This is a genomic window from Parabacteroides caeci, assembly GCF_023656795.1.
GTDB classification, from domain to species: domain Bacteria; phylum Bacteroidota; class Bacteroidia; order Bacteroidales; family Tannerellaceae; genus Parabacteroides; species Parabacteroides segnis.
Map to the genome: position 1 here is coordinate 61933 of NZ_JAMOKT010000025.1, position 21681 is coordinate 83613.

22 protein-coding genes are annotated in these 21681 nt (G+C 48.0%); 10 read left to right on the forward strand and 12 right to left on the reverse strand.

Going from position 1 to position 21681, the window contains the following annotated elements:
- Positions 1-53: 53 nt before the first annotated feature.
- Complete coding sequence (locus NBH15_RS13980) at positions 54-1037, reverse strand: hypothetical protein (RefSeq protein ID WP_250822903.1); 984 nt, start codon at positions 1035-1037, stop codon at positions 54-56.
- Positions 1038-1255: 218 nt separating this feature from the next.
- Here NBH15_RS13980 and NBH15_RS13985 point away from each other — a divergent pair, with 218 nt between their 5' ends.
- Together NBH15_RS13985 and NBH15_RS13990 are read left to right on the forward strand one after the other, a co-directional pair.
- Positions 1256-1711 (forward strand): HU family DNA-binding protein, encoded by a 456-nt coding sequence (locus tag NBH15_RS13985; protein ID WP_128134840.1) that lies wholly within the window; start codon positions 1256-1258, stop codon positions 1709-1711.
- 21 nt (positions 1712-1732) lie between these two features.
- Complete coding sequence (locus tag NBH15_RS13990; protein ID WP_244050811.1) at positions 1733-2206, forward strand: glucosaminidase domain-containing protein; 474 nt, start codon at positions 1733-1735, stop codon at positions 2204-2206.
- A 194-nt stretch (positions 2207-2400) separates the two neighbouring features.
- On the opposite strand, the gene NBH15_RS13995 is transcribed toward NBH15_RS13990, so the two are convergent.
- The 4 genes from NBH15_RS13995 to NBH15_RS14010 form a co-directional block, all read right to left on the reverse strand.
- A complete protein-coding gene (locus tag NBH15_RS13995; protein ID WP_250822911.1) occupies positions 2401-2634 on the reverse strand; it encodes a DUF2442 domain-containing protein in 234 nt (77 codons plus the stop codon).
- Positions 2627-2878, reverse strand: coding sequence for a DUF4160 domain-containing protein (locus tag NBH15_RS14000; RefSeq protein ID WP_250822904.1), 252 nt, complete (start codon positions 2876-2878; stop codon positions 2627-2629). Before NBH15_RS14000 ends, NBH15_RS13995 begins: the two co-directional genes overlap by 8 nt.
- A gap of 64 nt (positions 2879-2942) precedes the next feature.
- Positions 2943-4112, reverse strand: a complete 1170-nt coding sequence (locus tag NBH15_RS14005) for a DUF4934 domain-containing protein (RefSeq protein ID WP_250822905.1) — start codon at positions 4110-4112, stop codon at positions 2943-2945.
- A 107-nt stretch (positions 4113-4219) separates the two neighbouring features.
- Complete coding sequence (locus tag NBH15_RS14010) at positions 4220-6424, reverse strand: sodium-translocating pyrophosphatase (protein ID WP_244050812.1); 2205 nt, start codon at positions 6422-6424, stop codon at positions 4220-4222.
- A 247-nt stretch (positions 6425-6671) separates the two neighbouring features.
- Here NBH15_RS14010 and NBH15_RS14015 point away from each other — a divergent pair, with 247 nt between their 5' ends.
- From NBH15_RS14015 to NBH15_RS14025, 3 genes are all read left to right on the forward strand, one after another.
- Positions 6672-7511 (forward strand): patatin-like phospholipase family protein, encoded by an 840-nt coding sequence (locus NBH15_RS14015; protein ID WP_128134837.1) that lies wholly within the window; start codon positions 6672-6674, stop codon positions 7509-7511.
- 59 nt (positions 7512-7570) lie between these two features.
- Complete coding sequence (locus tag NBH15_RS14020) at positions 7571-9265, forward strand: alpha-amylase family glycosyl hydrolase (RefSeq protein WP_199676341.1); 1695 nt, start codon at positions 7571-7573, stop codon at positions 9263-9265.
- Between the two features lie 154 nt (positions 9266-9419).
- On the forward strand, positions 9420-10361 hold the full coding sequence (locus tag NBH15_RS14025; protein ID WP_046145272.1) for a ribose-phosphate pyrophosphokinase: 942 nt from the start codon (positions 9420-9422) through the stop codon (positions 10359-10361).
- A gap of 83 nt (positions 10362-10444) precedes the next feature.
- Here the strand turns inward: NBH15_RS14025 and NBH15_RS14030 are convergent, their stop codons facing one another.
- The 7 genes from NBH15_RS14030 to mnmA form a co-directional block, all read right to left on the reverse strand.
- A complete protein-coding gene (locus tag NBH15_RS14030; RefSeq protein WP_250822906.1) occupies positions 10445-10732 on the reverse strand; it encodes a winged helix-turn-helix domain-containing protein in 288 nt (95 codons plus the stop codon).
- The gene (locus NBH15_RS14035; RefSeq protein ID WP_250822907.1) at positions 10717-11346 is read right to left on the reverse strand and encodes a hypothetical protein; all 630 of its coding nucleotides are present in this window, start codon (positions 11344-11346) and stop codon (positions 10717-10719) included. The genes NBH15_RS14030 and NBH15_RS14035 overlap by 16 nt, the downstream gene beginning before the upstream one ends.
- An 80-nt stretch (positions 11347-11426) precedes the next feature.
- Positions 11427-13805 carry a TonB-dependent receptor gene (locus NBH15_RS14040; RefSeq protein ID WP_250822908.1) on the reverse strand — a complete coding sequence of 793 codons (2379 nt, stop codon included), beginning with the start codon at positions 13803-13805 and terminating at the stop codon, positions 11427-11429.
- Positions 13806-13808: 3 nt separating this feature from the next.
- A complete protein-coding gene (locus tag NBH15_RS14045; protein ID WP_250822909.1) occupies positions 13809-14186 on the reverse strand; it encodes a DUF2141 domain-containing protein in 378 nt (125 codons plus the stop codon).
- 321 nt (positions 14187-14507) lie between these two features.
- The gene (locus NBH15_RS14050; RefSeq protein WP_195585767.1) at positions 14508-14783 is read right to left on the reverse strand and encodes a type II toxin-antitoxin system RelE/ParE family toxin; all 276 of its coding nucleotides are present in this window, start codon (positions 14781-14783) and stop codon (positions 14508-14510) included.
- Positions 14780-14989: a hypothetical protein gene (locus NBH15_RS14055; RefSeq protein ID WP_195585768.1), complete on the reverse strand. Its 210-nt coding sequence runs from the start codon at positions 14987-14989 to the stop codon at positions 14780-14782. The genes NBH15_RS14050 and NBH15_RS14055 overlap by 4 nt, the downstream gene beginning before the upstream one ends.
- Positions 14990-15042: 53 nt before the next feature.
- A complete protein-coding gene (gene mnmA, locus NBH15_RS14060) occupies positions 15043-16119 on the reverse strand; it encodes a tRNA 2-thiouridine(34) synthase MnmA (RefSeq protein WP_007654661.1) in 1077 nt (358 codons plus the stop codon).
- A gap of 137 nt (positions 16120-16256) precedes the next feature.
- On the opposite strand from mnmA, the gene NBH15_RS14065 reads away from it, so the two are divergent.
- From NBH15_RS14065 to NBH15_RS14085, 5 genes are all read left to right on the forward strand, one after another.
- Positions 16257-18314: a dipeptidyl-peptidase 3 family protein gene (locus NBH15_RS14065; RefSeq protein WP_244050814.1), complete on the forward strand. Its 2058-nt coding sequence runs from the start codon at positions 16257-16259 to the stop codon at positions 18312-18314.
- A 4-nt stretch (positions 18315-18318) separates the two neighbouring features.
- Positions 18319-19002, forward strand: a complete 684-nt coding sequence (locus NBH15_RS14070) for a DNA alkylation repair protein (protein WP_128134833.1) — start codon at positions 18319-18321, stop codon at positions 19000-19002.
- A 57-nt stretch (positions 19003-19059) separates the two neighbouring features.
- Entirely contained in the window at positions 19060-19533 is a 474-nt protein-coding gene (locus tag NBH15_RS14075; RefSeq protein ID WP_128134832.1) for a Fur family transcriptional regulator, read from the forward strand.
- Positions 19534-19553: 20 nt separating this feature from the next.
- Positions 19554-20825, forward strand: a complete 1272-nt coding sequence (locus NBH15_RS14080; RefSeq protein ID WP_010802093.1) for an adenylosuccinate synthase — start codon at positions 19554-19556, stop codon at positions 20823-20825.
- A gap of 124 nt (positions 20826-20949) precedes the next feature.
- Positions 20950-21636, forward strand: coding sequence for a zinc metallopeptidase (locus NBH15_RS14085; RefSeq protein ID WP_122353353.1), 687 nt, complete (start codon positions 20950-20952; stop codon positions 21634-21636).
- Positions 21637-21681: the final 45 nt, after the last annotated feature.

Consider the following 21681-nt stretch of genomic DNA (forward strand, 5'->3'; position numbering starts at 1 on the left):
CGCGGCAAACTATTTGTTCGTTTTTTAGCAAATCGTGTAATTGAATAACTTCCTTAGAGTAAATTCTTTACATCCTGAAGGGATAAAGATAGTTTTTGTGCAATGTCTTCTGGCGAAATTCCGGCTTGCGTCAGCATTCGGACCATTTCCTGTAACATTTTATCTTTTTGTTCGAGTTCTTGTTTGCTTTGTTCAAGTTCCAGTTTGCTTTGCTCGATCACCTGCTTGCTTTGCTCGATCGCTTGTTTGCTTTGTTCGAGTTCCCGTCTTTTCTGTTCGAGTTCCTGTTCTTTCTGCATAATGTCAGTGTCGCGCTTTTCGATTTCGGAGAGGATTTCGTCTTCTACTTCCATGGAGCGGCGCACGTCAGGGGCTACACCGGCTTTGAGCAAGCGGGTAAGGATGACCTGCTCGCTGGCGGTGAAGATGGTTTCGTCTATTTCTAGCAGATGCTCGTCGCCGGGCGTACGGTAATTCTGGTCGAATACATGGAGCAGGCGCTCGAGACGATTGCGGGTACGACCTTGCAGGTAAGGAATCTGTACGATGATGCTGTCGTGGGTCAGACTTTCGATAAAGGGATCTTTCTGATCAATCTCCTGATCATCGTAATCCAGATATCGGCGGCGTACGTAAACGACCGGCTCTTTCAGGTCGCCCAGGATATGACCGAGGATATAAATGGAGATAATGGGCAGACCGAAGCGTGACTCTCCATTGTCGCGCATGTTGTTTTTATCGAGGTAGTGCGTACCCAGATACTGGCGGAAACGAAGAGTTTCGGTAGCCAGCCATGTTTTTTGCAATTCGATAAGCACAAGGTGTTCTGTGCCGTCGTTGTCACGGATTTTGGCTGAGAAGTCCATACGGAACAGGGAGATACGGGTTTGTTGCATGGCTGTGTATTCATGTTGGCGCATCTGCAACTCGATGATATCTTTTTTCAATAGTGCGGAAAGCAGCAGTTTGGCTACCTTCTCGTCTTCCATCATAAACTTGAAGACGACGTCATAAATGGGATTGGCTATAAATGTCATATCATTCTGTTTTTTAGTATGTTGACAAAGATACGATTTCTTTTCGGATTTGTTTCTACATAATACCATCTTCTTTTCATACGATTGCCCGGAGATATCTGAAATTATCTGAAATAAACTGTCGCTTCGTAACGTCCCGTCACCTATGGCTTCAACCGGCCTCCCCTCCGGGCGTATCTTTGATATGTAATTAATAATCAACTAAAAACAGTAAAGTTATGGCAGTACAGTATCATTTGGTTCTCCGGAAGAACCTCAGTAAAAATGTGGAAGCAGGGAAAGAGAAGCTCTATTATGCCCAGACCCGTGCGACGGGGACCTGCACGTTTGATGAGTTGTGTGATGCGGTGGCGGAGAGTTCGACCGCTTCGAGTGGGGATGTGAAGGTGGTGATCGACCGTGTGATCCGGTTCCTTCTGATGTTTCTGGGGCGTGGGGAAGTGGTCCAGTGTGGCGACTTGGGGACGTTCCAGCTGATCCAGACCAGTTCGGGAAGTGTTACGACCGATGATTTCTCGACCAATTTGTTGTACCGCGCCCGTCTCCGTTTCCGTCCCGGCGCCAAACTTCGTAACCTGACCCAGACTACGAAGGGGGAGCGTTTCAAGCTGGAGGAGGCGAAACCTTCAACCCCGCCGGAAGGCGGTGGTGGCGACCGCCCTGAAATCGAGTAATTTACCTGAAACGGACATCATATGGATAAGCAATCGTTTACAACAAAGTACCTCCCCGCCGCCCGTATGGCGGGTGAGTTGTACGGCCTGAACCCGGTAGTCATCCTGGCGCAGGCTGCTATCGAAAGCGGGTGGGGAGAGAGCCGCCTGGCTACGTGCTACAATAATTTCTTCGGGCTGACCGGCTATGGCGTTTCCAACGCTTACTGGCACGGGGGAAAGACGGACCTGGACAATCCCGACGGCCTTGTGTTCCGCCGTTACGACCGGGCGGAGAACAGTTTTCTCGATTTTGCCCGCCTGATTGCCACCGCCTACAAACAGGCGGCCGCCGTCAGCAACTATCCCCGGGCTTATGCTCGCGAGATGGCCTACAGCAAATATATCAGTGAAGTAAACGGGGATAACCGCGAGGCGTATTGCAACATGCTGGAAAGCATTGCACGGTCGTTGGTCCCCATAGTGTATAACTTAAATAATAAAGCGTATGAATGAGAAAGAAAATGGCAGTGGCAACAAGGTAAGAACCATCCTCCGGTTTATCATGGAGTTGCTGGGGTTCCTGTTGGGTAGGAAGAAGCAGTAGGAAGAGTAGGAAAATAGGGGCGGTTCGCAAACCGCCCCTACAAGCGCCATTATAATGGAACAGGCAGGTTCATTGTTTCTATATCCGAAGGGTCACTTCTTTTTCAAATGTTGTCCAGCGGTGTGCGCTTCATGATGAGCGGATAGCGTTCCGGATGTTTCAAGCTCTCTATTTCAAGATCTATATCGAGAGCCGGCCATTCGATCGCTGAGCGTCCTGCTGTTCGAACATTCAGTACATCACTGATACGGGCGTCACGGAGCCATGGCATCCGGTTGTAAGAAATGAAATAATCGCACCCTTGCACAGACAGGGCAATGCCTTGGGAATTAATCATTAATACGCTTACCGATGTGTTCTGCGAATTTGTATTTAAACTCGTTTCCATGTTCTTCTATTATTTGAGTTATTCTCTTGATTTCCTTAGAAGTGAATCCATAGTTTTCAGCTAATTCGATAGAAGGCTCAAGCCAGTATTTGGCTTCATTTTCCGCTTTTACAACATGGATATGTTTCCTTTCTTCCTCGTTGGAGAATATTTTGAAGCTGTATCCATCTTCTCTTCTGAATATAGGACTCATCTTATAATGATTTATCTTTTAATTATTAGCAAAGATAAGCAATTAATTTATATTCCTGCCTTATTCATAATTTCACTTTCCCGACAAACAACACATTATTATCATTCTCATCCAGCGTTGCGGCCAGTTCTTCGAGTTTCTTTCTGTCCTGGCTGGGGCATTTGCCGGAGGCGAGATGTTTTTCTATCTGTTCGGCTAGTTGTCCCGGTTCCATATTCCGGATAAAATATCCCTGGTAGAAATTGTGGCCTGATCCGGGGATGGGGAGGTTTCCGTAGAAGTCGTTTATCAGACGGAAATGGGAGGAAGCATTCTTCTTTTTATCAATCAGGATATCTCCGCCATTTTCCGGCCCGTTTTTCCTCCAGAAATAATAATTGACCATGAAGTGATTCGGAAGCCGGTAGTATAGATGTATCGGTTTCTCTTCCGGATTCGGGAAAGTCATGGTAAATTCAGGCAATAACCGGTTGCCGACAGGATCGTAGATAAAAAGAGTGTCTATGCTGGTGTGGAAGAAATCGAACCCGTTGCCGTTTTTGTAAGAGAAAACTTCTCCGTTGAAGTCCGACACTGTCGTTTTGGCGGTTGCCGGGATCTGTTTCAGGATGTTTCCTTCCATATCCACTTGGAAGGCAAGCGGTTCCCCTTCCTGGAATGGCATGTGTACGACGGATAATGTGCCGTCTGCATTGAGCGATAATTTAGGTTTGTTGATCTGTCCCGGAAGCGGGATGTCCTTGATCCATTTACCATTCGTGCCGTACACCATGATCTTCCGGCCATAGAAAGGTGAGAGGAAGATACGGTCGTTCTTTTCGTCGATGACTTCATCGTAAATGGATACGGCATATTCTCCGGCCCCATTGCCTACGGAGCCGATGTCGTGCAGGAATTTACCCTCTTTGTCGAAGAGTTTGAACGGTCCGCCGCTTTGTTGCCGTACCCCGATATACTGGTCGGTGACGAGTGTGAACCAGGCTTTGAACATGGCGGAGTCAGAGTTGTCGAAACGTATGATGCGACAGTCTTCGACAAATTCGCTGAGCGGCACGTCGATAGTGTCTTTCACGAGGGCGAAGTCGCACACGGTCAGTTTGTTTCCGCCTGTTTCAACGGTGGTGATACTTCCGTCGTTCGTTTTCAGTGCTTTTTGTTTCTGGGTGAAAATGTTGCAGGCGGATAAACATCCCAGTAACAAGACGGAGGAGAGGAGCAGATAAGTTGTTTTCATACAGGATCTATTTAAAGTTGTTTACTATCAACAAAAATACGAATAGCTCGTAATTACGAACTATTCGTATGCGAGTATTTGATCCCGGTTAGATTATATTAACTGTTTCAGAATAAACTCCACGCTACAGTCAACCCCGCCATTACGATAGCCACCATGCTCATCAGCTTGATCAGGATATTGAGGCTCGGACCGGAAGTGTCTTTGAACGGGTCGCCGACGGTATCGCCGACAACGGTTGCCTTATGGGCTTCGCTGCCTTTGCCGCCGTGGTTGCCTTCTTCAATATGTTTCTTAGCGTTGTCCCAGGCGCCGCCTGCGTTGGCCATGAAGATGGCCAGTACGAAACCTGTGCTTAGTCCGCCGATCAGCAGGCCGATCACGCCGGTCACACCGAATATCAGTCCGGTCACTATCGGGGCGATGATCGCCAGCAACGAAGGAACAACCATCTCATGTTGTGCCCCTTTCGTCGAAATCTCTACGCAACGGGCGTAATCGGGTTCCGCTTTTCCTGTCAGGATACCCGGTATTTCGCGGAACTGGCGGCGTACTTCTTCTACCATATGTCCGGCGGCGCGTCCTACGGCGTTCATCGTCAGCCCGCAGAACATAAAGGCCATCATCGACCCCAGGAACATGCCCGACAGTACTTTCGGATTCATCAGCGTCACATCGTAGTAGATCATAAAGTCGGAGAAAGAAGCCTTCGATACCTCCATCGTACGTCCGTCGGCAAACGACAAGACGGTTTCTCCCAGGCGCAGCAGGCCGATCTTGATCTCTTCTATATAAGACGCCAGCAACGCCAATCCCGTCAGGGCGGCAGAGCCGATGGCGAATCCTTTACCGGTGGCGGCTGTGGTGTTCCCCAGCGAGTCGAGGGCATCGGTACGTTTGCGTACTTCTTTGCCCAGGCCAGACATTTCGGCATTTCCTCCGGCATTGTCGGCAATCGGGCCGTAAGCGTCGGTAGCCAGTGTGATACCCAGGGTGGAAAGCATGCCGACGGCAGCGATGCCGATTCCGTAAAGTCCCATTCCCGTATTGCCGAAGTCAAACCCGGAGGCAAAGAGGAAAGAGCAGATGATACCTACCACAACAGCCAGCACGGGGATGGCGGTAGAAAGCATTCCCAGTCCTAATCCGGAAATGATAACGGTGGCCGGCCCTGTCAGTCCCGCTTCCGAAACCCGTTTGGTCGGGTTGTAGGATTGTGAGGTGTAATATTCCGTTGCCTGGCCGATCACGATGCCGACCAGCAAGCCGATCACTACCGAGCAACTGATCCAGAACCAGTTGTCGAGGCCGAGCAGATAAAGTATCCCGAAAGTGGAAACAGCGATCAGCACCGAACTGAGGTTTGTCCCGATAGCCAGCGCCTTCAACAACTGCCGGATATTGGCATCCTCTTTCGTCCTGACGGCAAAAATACCCAGGATAGAGAGGACGATGCCGACAGCCGCGATCAGCATCGGTGCGACTACTGCCTTATATTGCATATCTATATTACCGGACGAGACGAAAGCGGCAGCACCCAGGGCGGCGGTCGCCAGTATCGAACCGCAGTAAGATTCGTACAGGTCGGCACCCATACCGGCTACGTCGCCTACATTGTCACCCACGTTATCCGCGATGGTGGCCGGGTTACGCGGGTCGTCTTCCGGAATGCCGGCTTCCACTTTTCCGACAAGGTCGGCTCCCACGTCGGCGGCTTTTGTATAGATTCCACCTCCCACGCGGGCAAAGAGCGCCTGTGTAGAGGCTCCCATGCCGAAGGTCAGCATGGTCGTAGTGATAATGGTCAGTTTATGGGTCGGGTTCAAGGCTTCATCCGGAATGAAAGCGTTCAGCAGGACGTACCAGAAAGAGATGTCGAGCAGTCCGAGGCCGACCACCACCAGTCCCATGACGGCGCCGCTGCGGAAAGCGACCTGCAACCCCTTATTGAGCGATGAACGGGCGGCATTGGCTGTACGGGCGGAGGCATAAGTCGCCGTCTTCATCCCCAGGAATCCCGCCAGTCCAGAGAAGAAACCGCCGGTCAGGAAGGCGATCGGCACCCATTCGTTCTGCACGCCGAAGCCGTAAGCCATAATGGAAAACAAGATAACCAGCACAAGGAAAACCGAGGCTACTACCTTGTACTGTTGTTTCAGGTACGACATCGCACCTTCACGCACATAAGAAGCGATTTTAGCCATCGTTTCCGTTCCTTCACTCTCTTTCATCATTTGCCGGAAGAAGAACCAGGCAAATACCAGCGCCAGAACCGACGCCACGGGCACAATCCAGAAAATACTAGTTATCATAGTCGTTAGATTTAAAATGAATAATATGCCAATGTGCCAATAATCCGATGTGTCAATGAGGAAATAAATAGAATCTGTAGCTATTTCCATTGGCATATTAGCACATTATTTCCATTGGCAAATTGGCACATTATTCTCTCCGTAAATGTAAGAAAAATAAAAACGTAGAGAAACTTTTTCGTAAATAATACTGTTTCATTCTAAAAAAAACAGCATATTTGTCACCGTAAAAGAGAGAAAACATACAATGACGCAAGAATCGAACCATAAGACCTATAGATTAGGATTGGCCTTAAGCGGCGGAGGCGCGAAAGGTTTTGCACACCTTGGGGTATTCAAATTACTGGAGGAGTGCGGACTGAAGCCGGATATCATCGTTGGGACGAGTGTCGGTGCGTTAATGGGTACTTTGTTTGCCGACGGTTATTCGGCGGACGAGTTGAAAGAACTCTTTACAGGCCGTGAATTTTCCGAATTTGCACAACTCCAGCTTCCCAAGTCCGGCTTGTTCGACAGCAAACGTTTCCGGTATTTCCTGAAACGCCATCTGAGAGCCAAGACATTTGAAGAACTGAAAACCCCTATGATTGTGGTAGCGACCGACCTGGATAACGGCGAAAGCCATGAGTTCGACAGCGGGCCTATCGTGGAGGCGGTGACTGCTTCATGCAGTATACCGATCATTTTCAGTCCGGTAGTGATTAACGGGGTACATTATGTGGACGGTGGTTTGTTTCATAACTTCCCGGTTTCCATAATCCGCGACAGGTGCGAGCGGGTGATCGGGGTGAATGTCAGCCCGCTGGTCCCCCAGAAATACAAACAGACGATATTTCATATTGCAGAGCGTTCCTATCATTATATGTTCCGGGCCAATACGCTGGAAGATCGTGAGATGTGCGACGTGTTGATCGAGGCGGAAGAATTCGGCATGTATAAAACTTTTGATTTGGAGAATGTGGAACAGATTGCCCGCATCGGTTATGATGCAGCGATCCGCGCATTCGAATTGGTGATACAAGAGAATAAACATGAAACTCTGGTGAAAGCGATTATGGCGCGGAAGAACAATATGCTCCTGCCATAGCTTTGTCCGGCGCTTGCCCGGGTAACTTTTACCGATAATATTTAAAGTTGATAAAAGCGATGAAACAAATGGATAAAATGATCATTTATCAGGTATTCCCCCGTTGGTTCGGAAATCTGAAGTCTCCGTTGGTAAAGAACGGTAGTGTAAGGGAAAACGGAGTAGGAAAGTTCTCCGCCTTTTCACCGACGGCCCTGGCAAAGATCAAGGAACTGGGTACGACGCATATCTGGTACACCGGAGTGATAGAACATGCTACCCAGACCGATTATTCCGCTTATCAGATACGTAAAGATCATCCGGACGTGGTGAAAGGCAAAGCCGGTTCCCCTTATGCAATAAAAGATTACTACGATATAGACCCCGACCTGGCAGAGAAGGTGCCGAACCGTATGAAGGAGTTCGAAGCGCTGGTGAAACGTACGCACGATGCCGGGATGAAGGTGATCATTGACTTTGTGCCGAACCATGTGGCACGCGAATATTACTCGGATGCCCGCATGTCGTATGTCGAAGATCTGGGGCAGCATGATGATACGACCAAAGGGTTCGACCGTAATAATAACTTCTATTATATTCCGGGATGCCCGTTGCACCTGTCGTTTGCCGAAGCGCACGGGGATTACGATTATAGTGAGTTCCCCGCTAAAGTGACGGGAAATGACTGTTTTAGTCCGTGTCCGGGAAAGAACGACTGGTACGAAACGGTCAAGCTGAATTATGGCGTGGATTATGTGAATGGCCGGATCGGTCATTTCAACCCGGTGCCCGGCACCTGGACGAAGATGCTGGATATCCTGCTTTACTGGGCGGATAAAGGCGTTGACGGTTTCCGTTGTGATATGGCGGAGATGGTACCGGTGGAATTTTGGAACTGGGTGATTCCGAAGGTAAAAGAAAAACATGCTGTTTGTTTCATAGCCGAGGTTTATAATCCGGCAGAATACCGTAACTATATTTTCAACGGTCATTTTGACTATTTGTATGATAAGGTTGGACTGTACGATACCGTGCGTGCGGTGATGTGCAATCAGGCTGCGGCCAACACGATCTCTTACTGCTGGCAGAGCCTGGAAGGTATCCAGTCACATATGTTGAACTTCCTGGAAAACCATGACGAGCAGCGTATCGCCTCTTATTTCTTTGCCGGCGATCACCGTCCGGGTATCCCCGGTATGATTGTTTCGGCCATGATGAATACGAACCCGGTCATGATCTACAGCGGTCAGGAGTTGGGCGAGCCGGGTATGGACGAGGAAGGTTTCAGCGGACGTGACGGGCGTACGACGATCTTCGACTACTGGAGCGTGGAGAGCCTGCGTAAATGGATCAACGACTGGAAGTTCGATGGCGCCGGTTTGACGCACGAGCAGCGTGAACTGCGAGAGAAGTATGCCCGGATATTGAATGTGGCGAAATCGGAGCAGGCCATTACTCAGGGAGCTTTCTTCGACCTGATGTATGCTAACTCGCGGAATCCGTATTTCAATTCGAATAGCCAGTATGCCTTTATGCGTAAATACCGTAACGAGGTCGTACTGATTGTCGTGAATTTCGATAAAAGCGAACAGACGGTGCGGGTAAAGATTCCTTCCGACGCATTTCTTACACTGGGTTTTGACGATAACAAGGCTGCAACACAGACGGATTTGTTGACGGGAGAGACTTGCATCAGTACGCTGACGGCGGCGTGGCCGTATCAGCTTGTTTTGCCGGCTTATTCGGGTAAGGTTCTGAAGTTTACGTATAAGTAATGAGTCTTTCATTTCGTTAGAAAAAGTAACAGGGGCGGGGTTGACTCGCCCTTATTGTTGAAAGTTTTCCGAAGATAAAGGGATAATTGCAAATAAGTTTTGTACTTTTGCAGCACAATTCAAATCTATTTACTTAAGATAAATATTCGGAATAATGAGTGCACAAACTCCTTTCTTGGTGTTTTCGGGAACCAACTCCCGGTATCTTGCAGAGAAAATTTGCAATAGTCTTGGTTGTCCTCTGGGGCAGATGAACATTCAACATTTTGCTGACGGTGAATTTTCAGTATCTTATGAAGAGTCTATCCGTGGCCGTGACGTGTTCCTTGTTCAATCAACATTTCCTAACTCGGACAATCTGATGGAGTTGCTCCTGATGATTGATGCGGCTAAACGTGCTTCTGCACATTCTGTAATTGCTGTTGTTCCTTATTTCGGTTGGGCCCGTCAGGACAGAAAGGACAAACCCCGTGTGTCTATCGGTGCAAAATTGATCGCAGATATGTTGAGCACTGCCGGTATCGACCGTCTGATTACAATGGATTTACATGCGGACCAGATCCAGGGATTCTTCAATGTTCCTGTAGACCACCTGTATGCTTCTTCTATCTTCCTGGATTATATCAAGGGAGAACTGCCTTTGGATAACTTGTGTATCGCTACTCCTGACGTGGGTGGTACGAAACGTGCCAGCAGCTATTCCAAATACCTGGGATTGCCGATGGTTATCTGTCACAAATCACGCCTGCGTGCCAATGAGGTGGCTGAAATGCGTATCATCGGTGACGTGGAAGGTCTGGACGTTCTTCTGGTGGATGACATGGTGGATACAGCCGGTACAATCACCAAAGCCGCTAACCTGATGATGGAAAACGGCGCTAAGTCTGTACGTGCAATCGCCAGCCACGCTGTCATGTCTGATCCGGCTTCTACCCGTGTGGACCAGTCTTCATTGACGGAAATGATCTTTACCGATTCTATTCCTTACGCAAAGAAATGCGAGAAAGTAAAAGTATTGTCTGTTGCCGATATGTTTGCTGAAGCAATCCGCCGTGTTTGCAGTGGTGAATCTATCAGTTCTTTATACGCTATTTAATTAGCAGGGATTAATGATATAAAAAGGCTGCCGTCGGATTGATGGCAGCCTTTTTTATTGGTATGCGGTGGCTGGCGGAGGGATTAGTTTCCTCCGATATAGTCTTTCAGGGCATTTACGTAATTCTCGAATGCCTGTCGTCCTACGGATGTTATCCGGCAGGTGGTACGGGGTTTCTTTCCGACAAAGCTCTTTTCGACTTCTATGTAGCCGGCTTCGCTCAGTTTGTCTATCTGTACACTCAGGTTTCCCGCTGTCGCCTGTGTCTTTTCCCGCAGATAGACGAATTCAGCCTCCTCGACCGAAAGGAGGATGGATATCACGGCGAGCCGCAATTGTGAATGAAGTAACGGATCTAGTTCTTTAAACATTGCTTCCTGGCTTTATTATTGACGATATGTCCGGGTATGATCATCATAAACACGAACGATAAACCGAAGTAAAGATACCACAAAGTTGTTGCTTTTTCACCCATTATCAGCATGGTTAGCATATATATTGCTACAATAAACGCAATGAGGGGGGCGTAAGTCATCCAGCGCTCCTGTATTATAATGCCTGTAATGGAAGTCCCGAGTCCGCAATAGACCAGGGAGAGCGGTAGCATAAGCAGGAAATCTGCATGTCTGGCGAATGTAATTTCCATAATGCCGATCGTCAGAAAAGTAATGATAAACATGTATCCCATCACTAGCCATACCTGTGAGATCACTTTGTCTGTATAGGTAACGACCTTCGGTTTGTTTTGTCGTTTTCTGTAAGAGATCACCGGCCATACGGCGAACATCAGCATCCAGCCCCAACTCCAGATGAAGTTGTGTGTGAAGTTGATCAGCAGAAACAGCACAACCGATAAGGCTGTCGTAAAATATCCCCAGAACAGCATTATGTTTCCCTGTCCCACCTCCATATTCTTTTTGCTGGAGTTTATCATCTGTGTGATGAGTTCCAGGCTTTCTTTCTCGTTTAAAAGTCTTTCTTCCATGATTTTATTTGTTTTTATATTGTTCGTACTATGTTTGTTCAAAGATAATGTCATTGTTTTTAACAGTCAATCATTCCGGTCTATTTTTCGTTCAACCGGTTTCTTTCAGAGTTTACGCCCCGTTCGATTGTCGGCTTCTTTACTTTCCTGCCGCTGTTGAAGTTCCAGGTCAGTGTCGCTTTGAAGGTACGTCCGAGGTGTCCGCTTTCGAAGTGGCTTTGTGACGTGTAGGCTTCGATATGGCTGGCAAAGTCGTTATAGCGGTTGAAGATATTATCGACCGAAACAGTTATCAGGAAGCGGTTGCCGGCCAGCTTTTTCCGGGCAAACAGGCTGACGATGTGCCGGGGAGCCACTTCGCTGTTTCCTGAATACAGGCGGCTGGTTCCGCTGTATTGTCCTTCGAGCGTGATGTCTTTCGGTAGCGTGAAGGTTGCGGTCGCGTTTGCGAATGCCAGGTAATGGTGGGCAAATGCGGCTTTCTCCGTCATACGGATATCCTGGCGTACACCGACGAAATTGGCTGCCAGGTTAAGCCATGGGACGGGCTGAACCGGGATACTGGCGGCAACGAACCAATGGTTTTCGACGTCATGGTTTTCGTAGGTGATATACGAAACGTCCGGGTCGACGGCGTCTACCTTGCAGAATTCGCGGATCAGGTTGCGGTGCAGGCTGCCTCCGATTGTCAGCGTGTAACGGTAATTATAGACAAGGGTCGTGCTGAAACGGTGGATATAGGTCGGTTTCAGGTAGGGGTTGCCTATGTTGTAGCTGTAATCGGAGGTCTGGAGCCGGTTCGGGTTGAGCGTATAGAAGGCCGGACGTTCGATGTTGCGTGTGTATTGTCCGACCAGCATCCAGGTCTTCAGGTTGTTGAAGGCATAGGTGGCGCTTAGGTTCGGGAACAGGTCGAAATAATCCCGTTTGATCCGGTCGCTCTCGTTCGCGGTCCGGGTATATTCGCCCCGCAGTCCGGCTATGAACGTCCAGCGATTGATTTCTGTTGAAAAAGATGCATATATTCCCATGATGTTTTCCTTGTATTTGAGTGCGTAGCCGTAAGCCGGACTGATACTCCATTGTTGGTCGGCCGAGAGACCTTCGTAGCAGGAATTATCGTCCATGAATGTATGCGTGTATTTCAGGCCGGTGTTCAGCGACATTCCTTTCCGGAAGTATTTATTCATTGAAATATCGGTGGTGACGATCTTGTAGGTTGCATCGCTGTTACTTCGGTACGTACTGTCTATCTCCCGGCCTGCTGCCTTTTGTACGACATAGTAGTTGTTTTTCCCTGTCGACTTTTTGCCGGCATAATCGACAATCCATTTGAGCAGGGAGCCTTTGTCGTCGAGTTTATGCAGGTAGTTGGCGGTAGCGGATAAAGTGTTGTAATCATCCTTCTGGTTATAATCGCCGGTGCTGTTTATTAGCCATTCCTGCTTTGTCAGTTCCGTTTCGCTGTAAGAGTTGCCTTTAGACAGCTGTCCGACATATTCTATTTCCGCTCCGATGCTGTTGACGGTATCGATTTCGAAGATGGCTCCGATGCGTCCCGTACCATAGTCCGATCGTGTGTCGAACCTGGAGAGACTGGAAAAGCGGTTGTCATTGTCCGGATATTGCCTGACGGATGTCATCATGCTCTCATTCTTCGGTGTGAAATTACCGGAGGCGGCGGCGTTTACGGTCCATTTCCCGAGGCGTGCATTGAGTGTTCCGGAAGGCATGTAACGGGTAAGGGTAGCAGATAAGGCGCCCCCGGCCGTGACACTCCCCTGGATACCGTTCGTTTGCCGCCGGCGGAGTGAGATCAGGATGATTCCGCCCCGTGAGCTGGCTTCATATTCTGCTCCGGCTATCGGGATGACTTCTATTCGCCTGATATCTTCCGATTTCAGCGAACGAAGGTAGGTGAGAAGTTCTTCGCCGGTAAGTTTTATTTCGCGGTTATCGACGAATACCTTTGTGCCCTGTGCTCCGTTGATGGAGATATTATCTTCTGCCAGCCATACGCCGGGAGCCTGCGACAATAATTCGGTACCGTCTTTCCCGGCGGAAGGGGAGACGGACAGGACGAAACGGTCTGCCTTGCGTTCGATATTTTTTGCCTGTACCACAACTTCTTTCAAGGCATAGGAAGAAGCCTTCAACGAAAGGGTGTCGTGCATGGATGCGGGCAGCAATAATTCTTTTTGCAGCGGCTCATATCCGATACACCGGACGATTACTTTATATGTTCCTGCTTTTGCTTCCATGGTGAAATTACCCTTGTTGTCGGTTGTCGTACCTGCTTTTTGAATCTCATCCTGCAAGAGGACGATTGTCGCGTATTCAACTCCGTTTCCCTGCCCGTCGGTAATGTGGCCGGAGTAAATCTCTGCCGTTGCCGGCTTCCGGGCTATAGCCGGAAAGCCGGTAGCAAAGATGAGTGTAAAGAATAACAGCCATTTCATGTCTTACTCGTTTGCCGGGTAATATAATTTCAGTTTGACTGTCTCTTCTTCCTGTTGCGTTTTGCATTTCTTTATGGCATATCCTTCAGCCGGCTTTTTATCTTCGGTGAAGTCCATTTGGTAATTGCCGTTTTCGTCATGGAAGACTGAGATATCGAACTGTTCCCATTCGACGTTTTCAAGCGTGATGGTTGCTTCTCCTTTCTCCGGTTTGGCCATGCCGTATACCGGTTTTGTCTCTTTCCCTGATTGAGCCATGACGAGGATTGTTCCGTTTTCTCCGCGTATGTTGCTCACTTTGACGGTGATTGTCCGTGCTTCGGCAAGATTGCAAGTAAAGAATATTGCCAGAATAAATAGTATAATTCGTTTCGTATTCATGTTTTGTCTACTTTAAATGTGGATGTAAATAAGTTTATAACATAAACCATATATGGATTAAAAAAGTGCAAGGAGCTGCGCATGTCTCACCTACACGCTGCAAATATAAAATGGTTTACGTTATAAACCAAATTAAAGACGGGAAAAATGAAATAATAGGGTGAAATAGTTGAAATAAAGGCGGTATGCCGGGAAAATGATTGCGGCAATTGTAAGAAATAGCTGCCGCAGCGGTAAAAAATAGGTGCTGCAATCATATAAAACGACTGCGGCAACCATTCGAGATAGCTGCCGCAGTCGTTCTAATTTTGAACTTTTCTATTAAAACAGATCGGCATGAGTGCCGGTATCTGTGAACAGGAGTATGAGTTTTGTGTCATTTTGATTCCAAACCAGTAACCAGTCGGATTGAATATGACATTCCCATAGGCCTTCGTATTTGCCGCTTAATTTATGCGGACGATATTCGGGAGGGAGGGTACCGGTTTCACTTAGTATATCAACCGCTTTACGCAGGAGGCTCATGTTATAACCTCTTTTCTGACAGCGTTTGAAATCTTTGTTGAATTTGTGGGTCGTGTCAGGTGTATATCTCATTTCATAAGAGCCTCCCACATTTCGTCCACACTAGAGTAAGAATATACTCTTCCGGCCTTCACATCTTCCAATGCTTCATCCAGGCCGCATTTCTTTTCTTTGCGGACTTTGATGCTTCCTCCCATACTTTTAACCAGTGAGCGTATGGCGGATGCGTATTTTTCGGGAATGGATATCTCGAATGTTTTTAATGTTGTTGCTTCCATAGTCATATATATTATAGTCTGATACAAAGATAAATATAATTATTGACAAAGACTTATTTTTCTTCGTCAATAATCATGCCGCTACCCAGGCAGAGATGATGATCCTTGTCGTAGACAACACCGTACTGGCCGGGAGCGATACCCTGTATTTTGTTTTCCGATTCGATACGGTAAAGGTCACCGATACGGCGGATACGTCCCGGTGTGAAATCGGGGGTATGGCGTATCTTGAAGGTAATTTCTTTTTCATCGGTAAATTCTCCCCACGGATCTTCGGTGATGAAGTCGAAACCATGCAGGTTGATTGTCTTCCCGTATTGCGTTTCCGGGTCGTAGCCGTTGGAGACATAGATGATGTTGCGCTTGATATCCTTCTTGATAACGAACCACGGACCGCCGCTCAGGCCCAGTCCTTTCCGCTGGCCGATGGTATGGAACCAGTAGCCGTTGTGCTTGCCTAGTACCTTGCCCGTTTCCAGTTCGACGATTTTGCCGACACGTTTGCCCAGGTAACGCTCGATGAAGTCGTTGTAATTGATTTTACCGAGGAAGCAGATGCCCTGGCTGTCCTTGCGCATGGCGCTGGGGAGCTTTTGTTCAGCAGCGATGGCACGGACTTCCGCTTTCATCAGGTGGCCGATAGGGAACATCAGCTTCTGGATTTGCAGGCGCGTGATTTGTCCCAGGAAATCGGTCTGGTCCTTCACCGGGTCTTTGGCGGTGGAGAGCCATACTTTTCCGTCTATCTCGGTCGTTGTGGCATAATGGCCGGTGGCGATTTTATCGAAGTCTTTCCCCCATTTCTCTTCAAAGCAGCCGAACTTGATGAATTTGTTGCACATCATGTCCGGGTTGGGGGTGAGGCCGCGTTTCACCGAGTCGATCGTGTAGCTGACCACCTTGTCCCAGTATTCGTCATGCAGGGATACCACTTCCATGCGACAACCGTATTTGCGTGCTATGTAAGATGTAATTTCTATATCCTCTTCGGCGGGGCAGTCGATATATCCGTCTTTATCTTCCATACCGATACGGATATAGAAGATGGTAGGATCGTATCCCGCCTCCTTCAACTGATGGACAACTACGGAACTGTCCACACCTCCTGATACTAATGCTGCTATTTCCATTCTTTAATAAATATATCGGTTGCAAAGGTACAAAATATTAGGGTGATATTCCTATGGCTTCGATTTATTCGTTACCTTTGCGGGAGAGCCTTTCGTTGTAATACTTCAGGAAAAACAAAAGAATTAGTATAAATAAAATGAGAAATACAATTGTATCGCTTATGACAGCAATGGCATTGACCGCCTGTGCAGGCCCGAAAGAAAAGAATGTTCAGGCGCCGCAGGAGGATTTTAATTATGTGGTAGACCAGTTCGCAGACCTTCAGATACTTCGGTACCAGGTTCCGGGATTCGAGTCTCTTTCGTTGAAACAAAAACAGTTATTATATCATCTGTCGCAGGCTGCGCTGATGGGGCGCGACATATTCTTCGACCAGAATTGTCGTTATAACCTGCCGGTTCGCCGCGCATTGGAAACGATTTACAAGGAATATAAAGGAAATCGCGAGGATGAGCAGTTCAAGGCCTTGGAGACGTACCTGAAACGGGTATGGTTCTCAAGCGGCATCCATCACCATTATGCAGAGGATAAGTTTGTTCCCGGCTTTACCCCCGAATTCTTTAAAAGCTGTCTGGAGCAGGTGAATGTCTCTGAACTTCCTTTGCGTGAAGGACAGACTTTGGAGCAGTTTGTTGCAGAAATCTCTCCGGTGATCTTTGATCCGGCAGTATTGGCAAAACGTACTGTACAAAGCGGTGACCGGGATTTAATCCTGGCATCTGCCAATAACTACTATGGCGGCGGTATTACCCAGAAAGAGGTGGAAGAGTATTATGCCGCTATGAAAGCGGGTAAAGACACCATCACTCCGATCTCTTACGGACTCAATAGCCGGCTGGTGAAGGAGAACGGAAAGATTGTCGAGAAGGTATGGAAAGTAGGAGGCCTTTATTCTGCTGCTATCGAACAGATTGTGGGCGAGTTGCAGAAAGCAGTTCCTTTTGCCGAAAACGATACCCAGAAGACAATTATCGAAAAACTGATTGAATACTATCAGACCGGTGACTTGAAGACTTTCGACGCCTACTCCATCCTTTGGGTAGAGGATACGACTTCGGAGGTGGATTTCGTGAACGGTTTTATCGAAACTTACGGTGATCCGCTGGGTATGAAAGCCAGTTGGGAGTCGACCGTAAACTTTATCAATAAGGATGCGACCAAGCGCACGAAGATTATCAGCGATAACGCGCAATGGTTTGAAGATCATTCTCCGGTCGACAAACGCTTCAAGAAGGAAAAGGTAAAAGGGGTGAGTGCCAAAGTGATCACCGTATCCATGTTGGGAGGCGATTGTTATCCGGCAACGCCGATCGGCATCAATCTGCCGAATGCGGATTGGATTCGCCGCGACCACGGTTCGAAGTCCGTTACGATTGAGAATATAACCGAGGCTTACGACAAGGCGTCGCAGGGCAATGGCTTTAACGAAGAATTTATCTGGAGTGATGCGGAGCGTGAAGCCCTCGCAAAATACGGTTTCCTGACTGATAACCTGCATACCGACCTGCATGAATGCCTGGGACATGGTTCCGGCAAACTTCTGCCCGATACCGAATCGGGCGCGCTGAAAGCCTACGATTCCACCCTGGAAGAAGCCCGTGCCGACCTCTTCGGTCTTTATTACCTGGCCGACCCGAAGCTGGTTGAATTAGGTCTGGTTCCGGATGGCGAAGCCTATAAGGCCGAGTATTATAAATATATCATGAATGGCCTGATGACACAGCTTGTCCGTATCGAAGCCGGCAAAGACGTGGAAGAAGCTCACATGCGCAACCGTCAGTTGATCGCCCAGTGGGCCTATGAGAACGGTAAAGCCGATAACGTTATTGAATATAAGAAGCGTGACGGCAAGACATATGTCGTTGTAAACGATTATGCCAAACTCCGCAATCTGTTTGGCACCTTATTGGCAGAAGTGCAGCGCATCAAGAGCGAAGGCGATTTCGCCGCCGGAAAGAAACTGGTGGAAGATTACGGTGTGAAAGTAGACCAGACTTTACACGACGAAGTGCTTGCCCGCTATGCCAAACTAAACCTGGCTCCATACAAAGGTTTCGTGAACCCGGTGATGAAAGAGGTAAAGAACGACAAAGGCGAAGTGACCGACATCGTTTTCGATTATACCGAAGGATACGCAGACCAGATGCTTCGTTACAGCAAAGATTATTCATTCTTGCCATCTTATAACGATTAAAGATATGTTGCAGGACGAACTGAAAGAAATACGTACCCAACTGCGCATGGCGATGAACGGTGTCATAGCCACCAGCATGCGTGAAAAGGGCATCGACTATAAGCTGAACTTCGGTGTCCCTCTGCCCGAAATAAAGCAGATAGCCGCCCGGCACGAACCCGGTTCGGAGCTGGCAGCCGCTTTGTGGAAAGAGGATATCCGCGAGTTTAAGATACTGGCATCCCTGTTGCAGCCTGTGGATGATTTTCCTTTTAAACAGGCGGAACAGTGGGTGAAAGAAATACCCTATCTGGAAATAGCGGAACAATGCAGCCGTAATCTGTTCTGCAAATTGCCGTATGTCGATAACCTTCTGCTTGGACTGATTTTTAATGTGGAAGACGAATATGCCCGTACGGTGGCTTACCTTATCTGGATGGAACTGTTCAGGGTAGGGAAGACGGTGGTTGCACCGGTGAGAGCCGCATTCATCGTGGAATGTATGCGGACGATTGCCTGGCCCGACTTCGGCGCTTCCTGGAAAGAGAAGCAGGCAGCGATAAAAGCAATGAAATTTTACGGTCGCCAGTCGGCCGATCATGCGAAGCAAATGTTGAGTGGTTTCGATGACTTTCCGGAGTTTATGAAGACACCGGAAGGGCAGGAAATCTATAATGATTTAAAATTTGAATTTGAATATTATAGCTAAGGCTTTGCGTTTAAAATAAATGCGCTAACTTTGTCGGTCACGTAGAGTCGCAACGAAATGGATGAAAAGAAGTACATAGAGATGAAGCAGTCGTTTACGGAGTATCTGACTGAGAAAAAACTACGAAAGACGGAGGAAAGATATGCGATCTTTGAATGCATATGTCGCTTCGCCGGTCATTTCGATATGTACTCCCTTCAGGAAAAGCTGGAAGAGGCGAACTTCCATGTGAGTAAGGCAACGCTTTACAACACGTTGGATGTGCTGGAAGACGGCGGCCTGATCGTGCGGCATCAACTCAACGCCCAGTCGGTTCAGTACGAACTGCGGGCATTGGCAGAAACGCACCTGCACCTGGTTTGCATGAAGTGCGGGGCCATTCGGGAAATGAAAGACAGCGTGCTGAAAAAGGAGGTCAACAATCTGAAGATATCCCGTTTCACACAGGAATTTCATGCGCTGTATATCTACGGGATATGCAGTAAATGCAAGTTCAAGCTTCAGCAGAAGAATAGTAAAAAAGAATATTAACAGCCTATTATAAAGATAAAATGAAAGTAGATGTTTTATTAGGATTGCAATGGGGTGACGAAGGCAAAGGAAAAGTTGTCGACGTGCTGACTCCTAACTACGATGTAATCACTCGTTTTCAAGGAGGTCCCAATGCAGGACACACACTGGAATTTAACGGAGAAAAGTATATCCTGCGTTCTATTCCGTCAGGTATTTTCCAGGGTGGAAAAGTGAATGTTATCGGTAATGGAGTCGTTCTCGACCCGTTATTGTTCAAACAGGAAGCCGAAGCGCTTGCTGCCAGTGGTCACGACCTGACCAAACAACTTTGTATTTCCAAGAAGGCACACCTGATCCTGCCTACCCACCGTATGCTGGATGCTGCCTACGAAGCTGCCAAAGGTTCCGGAAAGATCGGTACGACTGGTAAAGGTATCGGCCCGACATATACAGACAAGATCAGCCGTAACGGTCTCCGTGTAGGTGACTTGCTGCACAACTTCGATGAAAAGTATGCTGCCGCCAAGGCACGCCACGAAGCAATCCTGAAATCACTGAACTATTCGTATGATATCAAGGAACTCGAAGCCCAGTGGTTTGAAGCATTGGAATACCTGAAGCAGTTCAACCTGATCGACAGCGAACATGTGGTAAACAACTTCCTGAAAGACGGTAAGTCTGTCCTGGCGGAAGGTGCACAGGGCACTATGCTGGACATCGACTTCGGTTCTTATCCGTTCGTGACATCTTCCAACACGATCTGTGCCGGATGCTGTACGGGACTGGGCGTCTCTCCGCGTAATATCGGTGAGGTATACGGTATCTTCAAGGCTTATTGTACACGTGTCGGTAGCGGTCCGTTCCCGACAGAGTTGTTCGATGAAACAGGCGACAAACTGTGTACGGTAGGACATGAGTTCGGTTCCGTAACAGGACGTAAACGTCGTTGCGGCTGGATCGACCTGGTAGCCTTGAAATATGCCGTTATGATCAACGGTGTAAGCCAGCTGATCATGATGAAGAGCGACGTGCTCGACAGCTTCGAGACCATCAAGGCTTGCGTAGCCTACAAGATCAATGGCGAAGAAGTGACGGAATTCCCGTTCGAGATCGACGATACGATCGAACCTGTATACGTTGAACTGCCGGGTTGGAAGACTGACATGACAAAGATGCAGAGCGAAGATGAATTCCCCGAAGAGTTTAACGCATATCTCTCATTCCTTGAAGAAGAGTTGGGAGTACCTGTTAAAATCGTATCGGTAGGACCTGACCGCGAACAGACAATCATCCGGTATACAGAAGAATAAACCTCACATACTAATACAAAATGGCAGAAGACCACCTCTAATCAGGCTAATCTTCTGCCATTTTTGTTTTTGGCAGACTTTTTGTAAGAGATATCTTGTATAACAATTAATTATTTGGAACATTATGAGCATGTATTGGATCATATTTATTGGTTTTGCCTTGTTAAGCTGGCTGGTATCTTCCCGACTGAAGAACAAGTTTGAGAAGTATTCTAAGATTCCTATGCCTAACGGTATGACCGGAAAGGATGTGGCTGAAAAGATGTTGCACGATAACGGCATCTACGACGTGAAGGTGATCTCTACTCCCGGACATTTGACAGACCATTATAATCCTGCCAATCAAACGGTGAATCTGAGCGAATCTGTCTATTATAGTAATAGTATCGCTGCTGCCGCTGTAGCCGCCCATGAATGTGGTCACGCAGTACAGCATGCAACGTCTTATGCCCCGCTGAAGATGCGGTCGGCATTGGTGCCGGTGGTTAGCTTTGCTTCGAATATCATGACCTGGGTATTGCTGGGCGGTATGTTGCTGATCCACCAGTTTCCGCAGTTGCTGTTGTTCGGTATCATCCTGTTTGCTTCGACAACGTTGTTTAGTTTCATTACGTTGCCGGTCGAAATCAATGCCAGCCAGCGTGCGTTGGTATGGTTGAGCCGTGCCGGAATAACGAATGTCTCTACGCATGGTATGGCCGAAGATGCTTTGCGCTCTGCCGCTTATACTTATGTGGTGGCTGCCTTAGGTTCGCTGGCTACATTATTATATTATATAATGATTTTCCTGGGAGGAAGAAGCCGCGACTAAGCGAGTACCGTATCAGATAAAAAAAGCAGCCCGGGCCATTTCAAA